This is a genomic window from Streptomyces albidoflavus, assembly GCF_000719955.1.
GTDB classification, from domain to species: Bacteria; Actinomycetota; Actinomycetes; order Streptomycetales; family Streptomycetaceae; genus Streptomyces; species Streptomyces albidoflavus.
On record NZ_JOII01000003.1, the window covers coordinates 207,943 to 222,474 of the forward strand.

The window sequence follows — 14,532 nt, forward strand, 5'->3', positions numbered from 1 at the left end:
CGGCCGAGGGGGCGGGCCCGCCCGCCGGACCCGCCCCCTCACCGGCCCCCACAGGCAGGACTCTCCTCATGACACTGACACGCCGCACCGTGCTCCAGAGCAGTACGGCGGTGGCGGCCGCCGCCCTGGCCGGCGTCGGCGCCGGTACGGCCGAGGCCCGGCCCCGCCCGGCACGCGCCGAAGGAGCCGTGGCCCCCGACGCCTTCACCCGGCTGCCCCCGGGCAGCATCACCGCGCACGGCTGGCTCGCCGGCCAGCTCAGACTCCAGCTCGACGGCTTGTGCGGCCGGTTCGCGGAGACCTCCCACTTCCTCGCCATGGACACCTGCGGCTGGGTCCACCCGGAACTGGGCGCCTGGGAGGAACTGCCCTACTGGCTGCGCGGCTACGTCCCCCTCGCCATCGCCACCCAGGACGCCACCGCCCTCGCCACCTGCGAGCGCTGGATCGACGCCATCCTCGCGACCCAGGAGGCGGACGGGTTCTTCGGGCCGCGCGCCCTGCGCACCGGCCTCGACGACGGCCCCGACTTCTGGCCCTACCTGCCGCTCCTGATGGCACTGCGCACCTGGCAGGAGTACACGGACGACACCCGCATCGTGCCGTTCCTCAGCCGCTTCCTGCGGTACATGGCGGACCAGGGGGAGAGCGCCTTCGACTCCAGCTGGGTCTCCGTGCGCTGGGGCGACGGCATCGACACGGCCCGCTGGCTCCACGACCGCACCGGCGACGCCTTCCTGGCCGGCCTCGTCGAGAAGATGCACCGCTTCGGCGCCGACTGGACCGGCATCGCCCTGCCCACCCCGCACAACGTCGACATCTCCCAGGGCTTCCGCGAACCCGCCCAGTACGCCCAGTGGACGACCGACGGCGCCGACGCCCTGACCCGCGCCACCTACCGCACCTACGACCAGGTCCTCGCCTCGCACGGCCAGTTCCCCGGCGGCGGCATCGCGGGGGACGAGAACCTGCGCCCCGGGTTCGGCGATCCCCGGCAGGGCTTCGAGAGCTGCGGCATCGTCGAGTTCATGGCCAGCCACGAACTGCTCACCCGCATCACCGGCGACCCGGTCTGGGCCGACCGCTGCGAGGAGCTGGCCTTCAACATGCTGCCCGCCGCCCTCGACCCGCAGGGCAAGGCCATCCACTATGTCACCAGCGCCAACGGCGTCCACCTCGACAACGTCCGCAAGTCCGACGGCCAGTTCCAGAACAGCTTCGCCATGCAGTCCTTCCGGGCCGGCGTCGACCAGTACCGCTGCTGCCCGCACAACTACGGCATGGGCTGGCCCTACTTCACCGAGGAACTCTGGCTCGCGGCCGACGGCGGCCTCGTCGCCGCGATGTACGCCGACTGCGAGGTGCGCGCCGAGGTCGGCGACGGGGTCGGCGCCACCGTCCGGGAGCGGACCGACTACCCCTTCGACGAGACCGTCACCCTGACCATCGGCGTCGAGCGGCCCGTCGCGTTCCCGCTGCGTCTGCGCGTCCCCGGCTGGTGCGAAGCGCCCCGGCTGACGGTGAACGGGGAAGCCGTCCCCGTCTCCGGCGGACCCCGCTACGCCGAGATCCGCCGCACCTGGCACGACGGCGACGAGGTGGTGCTCCGACTGCCCCAGCGCACCACCCTGCGCACCTGGTCCGGCAACCACGACCGCGTCAGCGTCGACCACGGCCCGCTGACGTACTCCCTGAGGATCGAGGAACGCTACGTCCGCACGGGCGGCAGCGACCCCTTCCCCGAGTACGACGTGCACGCCGCCTCCGCCTGGAACTACGGCCTGGCGCCGGACGGCTCGTTCACCCTCCACCGAGCGCGGGGCGCACGCGACGGCAACCCCTTCACCCTGGAGGGAACGCCCGTCACCCTCACCGCGCGGGCCCGCCGCATCCCCGAGTGGACCGCGGACGACGAACAGGTGGTGGCACCCCTCCAGCAGAGCCCCGCGCGCAGCCTCGCCGCCGTCGAGGAGGTGACCCTGGTGCCGATGGGAGCCGCCCGCCTGCGCATCACGGCGTTTCCCACGGCCGCCCCCACCGGCCACCCCTGGACACCCGAACCCCCTCACCACCGGATACTCAACAAGCACAGCGACAAGGTCCTGGCCGTGGACGGCATGTCGACCGCGAACGACGCCCGGGTCGTCCAGTTCGACAACGCGGGCACCGGCGACCACGCCTGGCAACTGCTGCCCGTACCCGGGGGAGCCCTGCGCCTGCGCAACGGCCAGAGCGGCAAGTACCTCGCGGTACGGGACAGTTCCACCGCCGACAGCGCCCTCGCCGTCCAGTACGAGGACACCGGCCGCCCCGACCTGCTCTGGACCCGCGAGGACCAGGGCGACGGCTGGTTCCTGCTCCGCAACGCCCACAGCGGCAAGGTCCTCGGCGTCCACGAGATGGCCACCGGGAACAGCGCCCAGGTCGTCCAGTACACGGACAACGGAACGGAGGACCACCTCTGGCGGCTGACGGACTGAGGGACTGACGGCGCCCGTGACTCCCCGCACGTCCATGTCGTTTTCCCGCCGGACCAGGCCCCCGCCTCGCTGCTTGACTGCGGTCATGACCACCGCTCACGCCGTTCACGCCGCTCACGTCCGCCTTTTCCGCTCCCTGCACACCCCGTCCGCCCCCTTGGCCCTCGCCAACGCCTGGGACGCCGCGAGCGCCCGCGTCGTCGAGGCCGCCGGCGCCCCGGCCGTCGCCACCACCAGCGCCGGGGTCGCCTGGGCGCTGGGGAGCGTCGACGGCAACAGCCTCGACCGCGACCGCGCGCTGGCGGCCCTCGCCCAGGTGACCGCCGTCGTGACGGTCCCGGTCACCGCCGACCTGGAGGACGGCTACGGCGCCGGCCCCGCCGAGGTCGGCGCCACCGTCACCCGCGCCCTCGCGGCCGGCGCCGCGGGCATCAACCTGGAGGACGGCACCCGCAGCCCGGCCGACTTCGCCACCCGCCTCACCGCCGCCCGCGACGCCGCCGACAAGGCAGGCACCGACCCGTTCCTCAACGCCCGCATCGACACCTACCTGCTCGGCCTCGGCGCCCCCGAACACCGCCTCACCGAGACCCTGACCCGCGCCCACCACTACGTCGCCGCGGGCGCCGACGGCATCTTCGTCCCGGGCGTCACCGACCCCGCCACCATCAGCGCCCTGGCGGCGGAGATCCCCGTACCGCTCAACGTCATGGCGGGCCCGGGAGCGCCGTCCGTCGCGGAACTGGGCCGCCTGGGGGTGGCCCGGGTGAGCCTGGGGTCGGGGGTGGCTCAGGCGGCTTACGGGGTGGTGGGGCGGGCGGCGCGGGAGTTGCTGGCCGGGGGGACGTACGACGCACTGGCGGACGCGGTGCCGTATCCGGAGATGCAGGGGCTGCTGGCCGGGCGGTAGGAGGGGGCGGGGGAGGGTCAGGCCGGGTCGCCGCTCATCCTGCGCTGCAACTCCCACAAGGAGCGGAAGAGCCCGGGGGTGCGGGTGAGATCGGCGTAGGTGCCTTCCTGCACGATCCGGCCCTCGTCGAGGACGACGATCCTGTCGGCGACGGCCACGTTGGTGAGCCGGTGGGTGATCAGCAGGACCGCGCGGTCCTTGGCCAGTTCGCGCAGGCCGGAGAAGATGCGGTGCTCCGCCCGCGCGTCGAGGGCGGCGGTGGGCTCGTCCATCACCAGCAGCGCCGCCTGCCGGTGGAAGGCGCGGGTGAGGACGAGCCGTTGCCACTGGCCGCCGGAGAGCTGTTGCCCGCCGAACCACTCGCTGGTGAGCAGGGTGTTCAGGCCGGAGCGGAGGCGGGGCAGCATCTCGGAGGCGCCGGACGCCTCGCACGCGGCGAGCAGGGCCGCGTCGCCGGTGTCGCCCTGGCCGAAGGTGATGTTGTCCCGCATCGTCAGCGGCAGATAGGTGAACTTCTGCGGCACCAGCGCGACATGCCCCCACGCCGCCCAGGGGTCGAGCTGTGCCGTGGAGGTGTGCCCCCAGGCGACCTCGCCCTCGGTGGGCAGCAGCAGTCCGCAGAGCAGACGCGAGAGGGTGGACTTGCCCGAGCCGTTCTCCCCGACCAGGGCCACGATCTCCCCGCGCCGCACATGGAGGGAGACCCCGCTGAGGCTGTCCTTGGGGGCACCGTCGTAGCGGTAGGTGACGTTGCGGACCTCGAAGCGCTCCGGTACGGCCGACAGGACCCGGCTGCCACGGGAGTCGGCCATGGCCTGTCCGTGGGCGTTGTCGAGGAAGTTCTGCCAGTCCTGGACGTACCAGCCGGTGCGGACCAGGCGGGCCCCGCCGTTGATCATGCCCCGCACGGAGCCGGTGGCCGTCTGGAGCGCGAAGACGGCGCCGCCGCCGGCCGCCAGGCTCATCCGCCCGGAGGAGAGGAGCCACAGCAGCGCCGCCCAGACGGCGGCCGAGGCGACCCCGCCGGCGAGCGCACCGGCCAGCCCCATCCGGGCCCCCGTGTTCGCCGCCTCGCGTTCGGCGGTGTTGACCGAGTCGGCCAGCTTCCGGTACCGGCCGATCAGGAACGGGCCGGCCAGGCAGGCCCGCATCTCCTCGCTCGACTCCTGGTAGGCCATGTGCCAGCGCAGCTTGCTCAGCATCCGGCGCCGCCCGGACGTGGCCACCTTCGCCAGGTACATCACCCGGGCCGAGCGGATGTAGGCGGCGGCCTGCGGCAGGCAGGCGAGCAGGAGCAGGGGGAGGAGCAGCGGGTGCAGGACGGCCAGGACGGCGGCGCCCGCCGTCAGCGTCGCGGCCGCCGCGAGCACGTCCTGCGCCTCCTCCACCAGGTCGGGGGTGACCTGGGCCCCGCGGTCGGCGATGTCGAAGGCGTCGTTGTAGCCGGGCTTGTTGTTGGCGGCCAGTTCGGCGCCGAGTGCGGCCTCGACCATCGTCAGCTCCGCGGCTCGGGCGAGCACCGGCCGCAGCCGCCCGGTCAGCCAGACGACCGCGATGCCCAGCAGCGCCCGCAGGCCGGTGGCTCCGGCGATGACGGCGAGCTGCGGTGCCGCCTCCCACAGGCGCTCCGCGATGTCGCCCGAGGAGACCAGCGCGGTGATCGTGCCCGTGACGACGAGCAGGCCGAGAGCGGCGAGGGCGCCCGTGGCGATCTGGCAGACCAGCAGCCCGACGGTCGCGGCGCGGTCCACGCCCCAGGCCAGCCGCAGCGAGCGCAGGACGAGCGCCGGCAGGCGGCGCGCCATCGTCCGGGTGGTCAGCAGCGAACCGGCCTGGAGCCGCGAGGCGTCCCGGTAGAGGAACTCCTCCTCTCGAACACCGGCTTCCTCCGGCACGGCGTCCTGGGGCGCTCCGGCCGGCCGTCCCGGCGGCTGTTCCTGTGTGACGGACGAGGTCATCGGTCCCCCTGGGGTGGTGGCTGCGGCGGTGTCGTGGGGACCAACGACCTGGCGGGGATATCGAACACACCTCATTCGGCCGTGGTGCGGGGCCCGCCGACGGCGGGCGGCGGCGCACCGGGGCTCGTGTTCCCTGGTCCGCCCGGGAGCGGCCGCCGTCGCGGGGTGGCCGAAACGCCGGGCAGTGCCAGTGCCAGGGAGCCCGTGCGGCAGTTCTCAGTCCTTCGCCGCCTCCGTCGCGGCCCGCCCCAGCTCCTCCCGCAGCACATGCTTGGTGACCTTCCCCGACGGGGTGCGGGGCAGCTCCGGGCGCAGGACCAGCTCGCGCGGGATCTTGTAGGGGGCGATGCGCGGCTCCAGCCACTCTCGGAGCGCCGCCAGCTCCGGTGCGGTGCCCTCGCGCGGGACGACGACGGCGACGACCGTCTCGCCCCACTGCGGATGCGGGCGGCCGACGACGGCCACGTCGAGGAGGTCCGGGTGGCCGCGCAGCGCGCCCTCCACCTCCTGCGAGGCGACGTTCTCACCGCCGGTGATGATGACGTCCTTCATACGGTCCACCACCGTGACGAAGCCGTCCTCGTCGACCCGGCCCAGGTCACCGCTGCGGTACCAGTCACCCGCGAAGGCCGCCGCGGTGGCGGCCTCGTCGTCGAGGTAGCCGACCATGCGGGTGTCCGAGCGCAGCCAGATCTCGCCGGTCTCCCCGGCCCCGGCGTCCGCGCCGTCCGTCCGCACCACCCGCAGATCCACCCCGGGCATGCCGCCGCGCCCGATCGCCCCGGCCTTCGCGACCTGCTCGGCCGGGGAGAGCGAGGCGCCCACCGGCCCGGTCTCGCTCATCCCGTACACCTGGTGGAAGTTGTCCGAGCCGTACGCCTTCATCAGGCGGCGGGCCGTGTCGGCGTCCAGGGGGCCGGCGCCGTAGATCCAGGCGCGGACCGAGGTGAGGTCGAAGGCGGCGAGGTCGGGGACGGTCTGGAGCGGGGCGATGAGCGCGATCGGGGCGCCGAAGAGGGCGGTGATCCGCTCGCGCTGGATCGTCTCCAGCATGCCGCGCGGGTCGTACTCGCGCTGGAGGACGACGGTGGCGCCGAGCAACAGGGTGCTCATCGTCCAGTTGTTGAGCGGGGAGGCGTGCCAGATCGGCATGGAGATCAGGAACCGCTCGTCGCGGTGGAGGGGGATGGTGGCCGCCGTGCAGGTGGCCGTGAGGGCGATCGAGCGGTGCGTGTGCACGCAGCCCTTGGGAGCGCCGGAGGTGCCCGAGGTGTAGAGGATCTGGGCGACGGTGTCGTCCGCGCCGGGCTCCTGCTCCGGCCACGGTTCGGCGAGCGCCAGCCGGGACTCGAAGGAGTCCCCGGGGCGGGACCGCTCGTCGGCGTCGGGGTGGCTGACCAGCCACGGCACGTCCACCCCCGCCGAGGTCGCCCGCTCACCGATCTCCGCGTCGACCACCCCCAGCCGGGCGCCGCAGTGCCGCAGCAGACGCTCCACCTCTGCGGTCCGCAGCTTGTGGTTGACCGGCACCAGCGTGGCCCCCGCGTACCAGGCGCCGAACGCCGCGAAGAGGAAGGCGGGCGTGTTGTACGTCATCACCGCCAGCCGGTCGCCGGGGCGCAGCCCGGCCTCGCGCAGCACCGTCGCCGCACGCCGGGCGCCGTCGGCGAACTCCCGGTACGTCCATCGCCGGTCGCCGTAGACGACCGCCTCCTTCTCACCGGCCGAGCGAACCGCGCTGTCCAGCAGGGCACTGAGGTGCATCACGTTCTCCTGACGAGCCACCGGCCGGCGGGAAGCGGCCGTAGCGGGAAAGTCTGAATGATGGTTCACTTCTTTCATGGCCTACCGCAAGACCCCTGCCGAAATCAGCCGGCTCGAAGCCGCCCGCGACCACCTCGTGGTCCGCGCCACCGAGGTCGTGGCGGAGGTGGGTTGGGCGCAGGCGTCCGTGACCGCCGTGGCGGACGCCGCCGGCATCGCGGCCGGCTCGGTCTACCAGCACTTCCCCTCCAAGGCGGCGCTCGCCGTCGAGGTCTTCCGGCGCGCGGCCGGACGCGAGGTGGAGGTGCTCGGCGAGGTGCTGCACGGCCCGGGCGACCCCGTCGGGCGCCTCGCCCGCGGCACCGAGGTCTTCGCCCGCCGCGCCCTGGAGAACCGGGGCCTGGCCTACGCGCTGCTCGCCGCCCCCGCCGAACCCGCCGTCGGCGCGGAACGCCTCGACTTCCGCCGCCGCTACCGCGCCCTCTTCGCCGCAGTGGTCCGCGAGGGGATCGCCGCGGGCGCCCTCCCGCCGCAGAACGCCGAGATCACCGCCGCCGCCCTGACCGGCGCCATCGGCGAGGTGCTCGTCGACCCGCTCGCCGCCCCCGACGAGAACGCCACCGAGGCGCTCCTCGCCGACCTCACCGGTACCGCCCTGCGCTGCGCGGGCGCCCCCCCGGCCACCTGACCCACCCGTCACCGCTCCCGCTCCCGCCCCGCATCCCGCACCTGGAGGACGCCCCATGCACACCACCGGCTCCGTCACCCATGAAGTGACCAACCAGGCCCCGCCGCTGACCGGCCACGACGTCGCGGACGACCTGGTCCTGCTGGAGGGCGTGCGCCGCGAGGGAGCCGCGTGGCACCTGCCCGAGCTGCACCGCTTCGGCCGCTACGCGGGCAGCGAGGAGGCCCAGCACCGGGCCGACCAGGCCAACCGGCACGAGCCCGAACTGCGCACCCACGACCGCTACGGCCACCGCGTCGACGAGGTCGAGTTCCACCCCGCGTACCACGCCCTGATGGACGCCTCCGTGAGCGCCGGCCTCGCGGGCGCCGCCTGGGCCGACGAGCGGACCGGCGCCCACGTGGCCCGCGCCGCCGGCTTCATGGTGGCCACCACGGTCGAGCCGGGACACCTCTGCCCGGTCTCCATGACCTACGCCGTCGTCCCCGCCCTGCGCCACGCCCCCGACCTCGCCAAGACCTACGAACCACTGCTCACCAGCCGCGTCTACGACCCCGGGCTGCGCACCCCCGCAGGCAAGCGCGGCCTGCTCGCCGGGATGGGGATGACGGAGAAGCAGGGCGGTACCGACGTCCGCGCCAACACCACCACCGCCACCGAACAGGGCGACGGGACCTGGCTGCTGCGCGGCCACAAGTGGTTCACCAGCGCCCCCATGAACGACCTGTTCCTGGTGCTGGCCCAGGCCCCGGGCGGACTCTCCTGCTTCCTGGTCCCGCGCGTCCTGCCCGACGGCAGCCGCAACACCTTCCGCATCCAGCGCCTCAAGGACAAGCTCGGCAACCGCTCCAACGCCAGCAGCGAGCCCGAGTTCGACGCCACCGTAGCCTGGCTCGTCGGCGACGAGGGCAAGGGCGTGCGGACCATCATCGAGATGGTGACGATGACCCGGCTCGACTGCGTCCTCGGCTCCGCCGCCGGCACCCGCGCCGCCCTCGTCCAGGCCGCCCACCACGCCCGCCACCGCTCGGTCTTCGGCGCCAAGCTGGTCGACCAGCCGCTGATGCGCAACGTCCTGGCCGACCTCGCCCTGGAGTCCGAGGCCGCCACCACCCTCGCCCTTCGCCTGGCCGGCGCCGCCGACCGGGCCCGGCGCGACGACCCGGGGGAGCGCGCCTTCCTCCGCCTGGCCACCGCCGTCGGCAAGTACTGGGTCTGCAAGCGCCAGCCCGCCGCCGTCGCCGAGGCCCTGGAATGCCTCGGCGGCAACGGCTACGACGAGGCGTCCGGCATGCCGCGCCTCTACCGCGAGGCCCCCCTCAACGGCATCTGGGAGGGCTCGGGCAACGTCAACGCCCTGGACATGCTGCGAGCCCTGGCCCGCGAACCGGAGTCCCTGGAGGCGTTCCGTGCGGAGATCGAGGCGGCCTCCGGCGCCGACCGGCGCCTGGACACCGCCTGGCGCGAGCTCCAGAGCCGGCTCACCCTCACCGAGGACGCCGAACTGCGCGCCCGCCGCGTCATCGAACGCGCCGCCCTCGTCCTCCAGGCCTCCCTCCTGGTCCGCCACGCCCCCACCCCCGTGGCCGACGCCTTCTGCGCCTCCCGCCTCGCCGGCGACCGGGGCCTGGCCTTCGGGACCCTGGAGCCGGGGACGGACTTCGACGGGGTGCTGGGGCGGATCCCGGGGTGACGACCGCCGACGGGGCCCGCGACGAGTTCCCTGCGGGCCCCGCGTCGTACCCGCACGCTCAGGCAGACCGAGCGGGAGCGCTCATCCCCGTCTCCTACGACAGCCCCGCCGCCCGCGAACTCACCAGAGCCCTCCACGCGGAGCAGGTGGGCCTCTACGGCCGGGCCGACGCCCCCGAGGCCGCACGACCAGCCGATTTCACCCCTCCGCGGGGCGCGTTCCTCGTGGTCACCGGGCCGGACGGTACTGCCCTGGCCTGCGGCGGCTGGCGCACCGCGGCACAGGCCACCGCCGAGATCAAACGGATGTACGTCACGCCGGCAGCCCGGGGGCGCGGGCTGGGCCGACAGATCCTCGCGGCCTTGGAGGGCGATGCCCGCCGGCGCGGCATGACGCAGGTGATCCTGGAGACCGGGGTCGCCAACGTCGCCGCCCTGGCTCTCTACACCAGCCGTGGGTACACCCCGATCGCCTCCTACGTCGCACACCGAGACCCCCACATCAACCGGGCACTGCGCAAGTCTCTCGCCGCGGATCCGGCCGGCAAAGGCCGGCCGTTCCGCGAGTAGCCCGCCATCGGCAGCGGCCGGTTGGTGCGGGCGGTCTGTTCAGGCGCGACCGGGTCTGTCAACATCTCGATGTCAATAGGGCATTGGGGGGTACATGGGGGCAGTGCAGAGCAACGACCAGCGACTCCTGGAGCGCATCCTGGAGGACCAGCACCGCAAGCTGGCGCCGGACAAGAACAGGGACGATTTCTTCACGTTCTTCGCCGCGGACAAGGCGCTGCAGGACTGGGACCTGGACAACGACGAGATCGCGGACGGCATCGTCGACGGCGCGCACGACTGCGGTATCGACGGCATCTGGACCTTCGTGGACGAGCGCTACATCACCGCCGACGCGCACCAGTTCCTTCCTTCGCGCGCCGGAAAGATCGAGCTGATCATTCTCCAGGCGAAGAACTCATCGGGCTACCAGGAGTCGGTGATCGAGAAGCTGCACTTCCACCTGCCCACCTTGCTCGACATGGGCAGGGACGAAGAGGACCTGGTCGCCCACACCAACGCCAAGCTGCTGGAGCGCACCCGCCGTTTCCTGCACATCCTCGAGAAGTTGGCCTCCTCCTTTCCGCAGGTGCGCATCAAGGTCATCTACGCGAACAAGTCGGCGGACACCCCGCACCCCAACGTGAAGGCCAAGGGCGACAGGCTCCGGCGCGAACTCGCGAAGATCACCTCCGACACCCAGGCCGACCTGGAGTACCTCAACGCCGCCGACCTGCGCGAGCGCACCGCCCGTGGCGCCAAGGCCGTCGCGCAGATGGTGTTCACCGAGACGCCGATGAGCACATCGCTCGGCGAGGGGTACGTGTGCCTGGCCCGGCTGGACGAGTACTACCGTTTCATCACCTCCGACAACGAGGCCCTGCGCCTGGAGCTGTTCGAGTCCAACGTGCGCGACTACGCGGGGTCGACCGCCGTCAACAACGCCATTGGCGAGACCCTGAAATCGGGGACCGGCGAGGACTTCTGGTGGTTCAACAACGGGGTCACCGTCGTCGCGGACGCGGCCCAGATCGCCGGCAAGAAGATCGTGGTCAGGGAGCCCCAGATCGTCAACGGGCTGCAGACCAGCCACGAGATCTACAGCTACGTCCAGAACGGCGGCCAGCATCGCGACCGGTCCCTCCTGGTCAAGATCGTGGTCGCACCGGAGTCCGGCACGGCCCGGGACCGCATCATCCGGGCGACCAACAGCCAGACCCAGCTCCCCGCCGGTGCCCTGCGGGCGACCGAGTCCATCCAGAAGGACATCGAGGAGAGTCTCGGCCAGGCGGGCGGCTATTACTACGAGCGCCGTGCCAGTTACTACCGCAATCTCGGCTTCCCGCTCGACCGGGTCGTCAGCATGTCCAGGCTGGCCCGCGAGTTCACCGCCTTCGCGCTGCGCGAACCGCACACCGCGCTACGCCAATCCGACGCGCTTCTGCTCGACGATCACCACTACGCGCAGATCTTCTCGTCGCGGAACGACCTCGACATCTACCTCCTGTGTCTCGAGATCCACACGAGGCTGCGGACGTTCCTCACCCGTCATGCCGAGGACCGCCCCCTGCTGGGTGATTCGCTGGAGAACTGGCTGTACCCGCTGGCGGCCATGTCCGCCTACACCCTGACCCGGCTGCGGCAGCCCACGCAGCGTGACCTTTTCAACATCGACCTGAGTCACCTCAGCGACGACCTGATGTTCCGCATGGTGGGCACGCTGGAGCAGGGCTTCAAGAGCGCCCTGCGCCGTAACAAGGCAGGTGGCGTGGACCGGATCGCCCGTACTCCTGATTTCACCACCAAGATCCGGCAGGCCGTCGTCTCGCAGAGTCGCTATCGCATCGAGGGCTGAGCGGGCGCCTGGCCGGGTGACGGGGCGACGGCATCCTCCGGACGCGCCGGGCCGGCCCCGTATCGCTCTTCCCCCGGCTGTGTGAGATTCCGCCAGGCGTGAGAAAGTCTGAAGCGTGAGTGAGACACCAGCGAACACCCTTCAGTACCGCTTCGACGGGCCGGAAGACGCCCCCGTTCTCGTCCTGGGTCCCTCACTGGGGACGACCTGGCACATGTGGGACCGCCAGGTTCCCGAACTGGCGCGCAGCTGGCGGGTGTTCCGGTTCGATCTGCCGGGGCACGGCGGGGCGCCGGCTCATCCGGCCGGGTCGGTCGCCGAGTTGGCCGACCGGGTGCTCGCCGCGCTGGACGCCGCCGGGGTGCAGCGGTTCGGGTACGCCGGGTGTGCGCTCGGCGGGGCCGTGGGGGCGGAGCTGGCGCTGCGGCACCCCGGGCGGGTCGCCTCGCTGGCGCTGATCGCCGCCTCCCCGCGGTTCGGGACCGCCGACGAGTTCCGCCAGCGCGGAGTGGTGGTCCGGTCGCACGGGCTGGACCCGGTGGCGCGGGCCGCGCCCGAGCGGTGGTTCACGCCGGGGTTCGCCGGGGCGCAGCCCGCCATCACCGAGTGGGCGGTGCAGATGGTGCGCACCACCGACCCCGGCTGCTACATCGCCGCCTGCGAGGCGCTGGCCTCCTTCGACATCCGCCCCGAACTGGGGCGGATCGGGGTGCCGACCCTCGTCCTGGTCGGCTCCGAGGACCAGGTCACCGGGCCCGCCGAGGCGCGCACCCTGGTCGCCGGTATACCGGACGCCCGCCTCGCCGTGGTGCCCGGTGCCTCGCACCTGGCGCCGGTGGAGCAGCCGGCCGCCGTCACCGACCTGCTGGTGCGGCACTTCTCCGCGCCCTGGAGCCCCGCCCCGGAGGCGACCGGCCAGATCCTGTCGCCGGTTCCGGCACCGGTGGTCGTGCCGCCGCAGCCCACGGGCCCGGTCGCCGAGATCGCCCCCTGGGTCGACCCCGACGCCGCCGTGCGGCCCGACCCGTACGAGTCGGGTATCAAGGTGCGCCGGGAGGTGCTGGGCGACGCCCATGTCGACCGTGAACTGGCCGAGGCCGACGGCTTCTCGGGCGAGTTCCAGGACTTCCTCACCCGGTACGCGTGGGGCGAGATCTGGAGCAGGCCCGGTCTGGACCGCCGTACCCGTTCCTGTGTCGCGCTGACCGCGCTGATCGCCTCCGGGCACACGGCCGAACTGCCCGCGCAGGTACGGGCGGCGCTCCGCAACGGCCTCACCGTCGCGGAACTCCGCGAGGTCCTGCTCCAGGCCGCCGTCTACTGCGGGGTCCCGGCTGCCGAGGAGGCGTTCCGGGTCGCCCGCGCGGTGGTCGCCGAGGAGACGACGCCGCAGGAGTAGGCGGCGGGCCTGGGCCCGGGTCACAGGCCCGGGCGCTCCACACCCCCGCACCAGACCGCCCGGACGCGGGCCGTCGCCGTGATGTCGGCCAGCGGGTCGCCGTCGACCAGCACCAGGTCGGCCCGCAGCCCCGGGGCGACGGCGCCGCGGTCGGTCAGGCCGAAGTGGCGGGCGGGCAGGACGGTGGCGGCGCGCAGGGCGTCGAGCGGAGTGAGGCCCGCGTCGACCAGCAGGGCTAGTTCGTGGTGGAGGCTCGGGCCGTGCGGGACGGAGGCCGGGGCGCCGGGCGCGTTGTTGGCGTCGGTCCCGGCGAGGATCGGCACCCCAGCGGCGTGCAGGGCGGCGACGCCCGCCCGCGCGTGGGCGTAGTCGAGCCCCAGGTGGCCGAGGGCCTCGGCGACGGCCTCCATCATGGCGAGCGTCGGAACCACGAACCGGCCCTCGGCGGCCGTCAGTTCGGCCTCGCCGGCGGGCAGCTCCGCGTCCAGCGGCACATGGGTGACCGCGTCCACCCCGGCCCGGCGGGCGGCGGCGAAGGCGGCCACGGCGGAGGCGTGGGCCACCGTGCGCAGCCCCCGCTCGCGGGCGGCGCGGACCACGGCCTCCAGCGTCTCCTGGGAGAGCGCCCCGGGCGTGCCCGGCACCTCCGCGATGATTCTGACGTAGTCCACGCCCTGCTCGGCCCGCTCGGCGACGAAGGCCGGCGCGTCCCCGGGCCCGGCGGGCAGGCCGCTCCGGGGGAAGTGCGGCATGCGCGACTGGACGCTGCCGGGCGCGGCGGCCGGGGCCCCGGCGCGCAGCAGGGCGGTGGTGCCCGGCAGACCGCGCAGCGAGTCGAGGAGGGCCGGGGCCAGCCGCCCATGTCCAGGGCGGTGGTCACGCCGTGGTCGGCGAGCCGGTCCAGGGTCCCGGCGTCGCGGACGTGCACATGGGCGTCGATCAGGCCGGGGAGCAGGGTGGCGCCCCGGCAGTCCACGACCCGGGCGCCGGCCGGGTCGGTGCCGATCAGCGGCCCGTCGATCACCACGGTCCCCGGCTCCCGCAGGCGCTCACCGTCGAAGACGCGGACGTGGGTCAGGGCCGTGGCGGTGCTCGCGGTCATACGGGGGCTCCATCCGGGTGGGCGTTCGGCGGGTGCGCGGGCCTGGCTCTCTCCGCGTCTCAAGAGACGAAGTTGTTCACTGAGACCCTAACGCGGCCCCGTGCTCTCCGACCTCGCCCCGTGCCGCTATACAGA

General features: G+C 73.3%; 9 protein-coding genes and 1 pseudogene. 7 read left to right on the forward strand and 3 right to left on the reverse strand.

Annotated features, from left to right (window positions below; genetic code table 11):
- The first annotated feature begins 68 nt into the window (after positions 1-68).
- Entirely contained in the window at positions 69-2,480 is a 2,412-nt protein-coding gene (locus tag IF45_RS0104315) for an RICIN domain-containing protein (protein ID WP_030305567.1), read from the forward strand.
- Between the two features lie 85 nt (positions 2,481-2,565).
- A complete protein-coding gene (locus tag IF45_RS0104320; protein ID WP_003951836.1) occupies positions 2,566-3,390 on the forward strand; it encodes an isocitrate lyase/PEP mutase family protein in 825 nt (274 codons plus the stop codon).
- Between the two features lie 17 nt (positions 3,391-3,407).
- Here the strand turns inward: IF45_RS0104320 and IF45_RS0104325 are convergent, their stop codons facing one another.
- The gene (locus IF45_RS0104325; protein ID WP_008416914.1) at positions 3,408-5,348 is read right to left on the reverse strand and encodes an ATP-binding cassette domain-containing protein; all 1,941 of its coding nucleotides are present in this window, start codon (positions 5,346-5,348) and stop codon (positions 3,408-3,410) included.
- 216 nt (positions 5,349-5,564) lie between these two features.
- Positions 5,565-7,112: a class I adenylate-forming enzyme family protein gene (locus tag IF45_RS0104330; protein ID WP_008416916.1), complete on the reverse strand. Its 1,548-nt coding sequence runs from the start codon at positions 7,110-7,112 to the stop codon at positions 5,565-5,567.
- Between the two features lie 76 nt (positions 7,113-7,188).
- Between IF45_RS0104330 and IF45_RS0104335 the strand changes: the two genes are divergently transcribed.
- The 5 genes from IF45_RS0104335 (at position 7,189) to pcaDC (ending at position 13,295) form a co-directional block, all read left to right on the forward strand.
- Complete coding sequence (locus IF45_RS0104335; protein ID WP_030305574.1) at positions 7,189-7,800, forward strand: TetR/AcrR family transcriptional regulator; 612 nt, start codon at positions 7,189-7,191, stop codon at positions 7,798-7,800.
- 55 nt (positions 7,801-7,855) lie between these two features.
- Entirely contained in the window at positions 7,856-9,493 is a 1,638-nt protein-coding gene (locus tag IF45_RS0104340; RefSeq protein WP_030305577.1) for an acyl-CoA dehydrogenase family protein, read from the forward strand.
- On the forward strand, positions 9,490-10,062 hold the full coding sequence (locus IF45_RS0104345) for a GNAT family N-acetyltransferase (RefSeq protein WP_241780390.1): 573 nt from the start codon (positions 9,490-9,492) through the stop codon (positions 10,060-10,062). Before IF45_RS0104340 ends, IF45_RS0104345 begins: the two co-directional genes overlap by 4 nt.
- A gap of 94 nt (positions 10,063-10,156) precedes the next feature.
- Complete coding sequence (locus tag IF45_RS0104350) at positions 10,157-11,896, forward strand: AIPR family protein (RefSeq protein WP_030305582.1); 1,740 nt, start codon at positions 10,157-10,159, stop codon at positions 11,894-11,896.
- A 115-nt stretch (positions 11,897-12,011) separates the two neighbouring features.
- Entirely contained in the window at positions 12,012-13,295 is a 1,284-nt protein-coding gene (pcaDC, locus tag IF45_RS0104355) for a bifunctional 3-oxoadipate enol-lactonase/4-carboxymuconolactone decarboxylase PcaDC (RefSeq protein ID WP_030769295.1), read from the forward strand.
- Between the two features lie 20 nt (positions 13,296-13,315).
- Here pcaDC and IF45_RS31240 read toward each other — a convergent pair.
- Positions 13,316-14,397, reverse strand: a pseudogene (locus IF45_RS31240) (amidohydrolase family protein).
- Between the last annotated feature and the right edge of the window lie 135 nt (positions 14,398-14,532).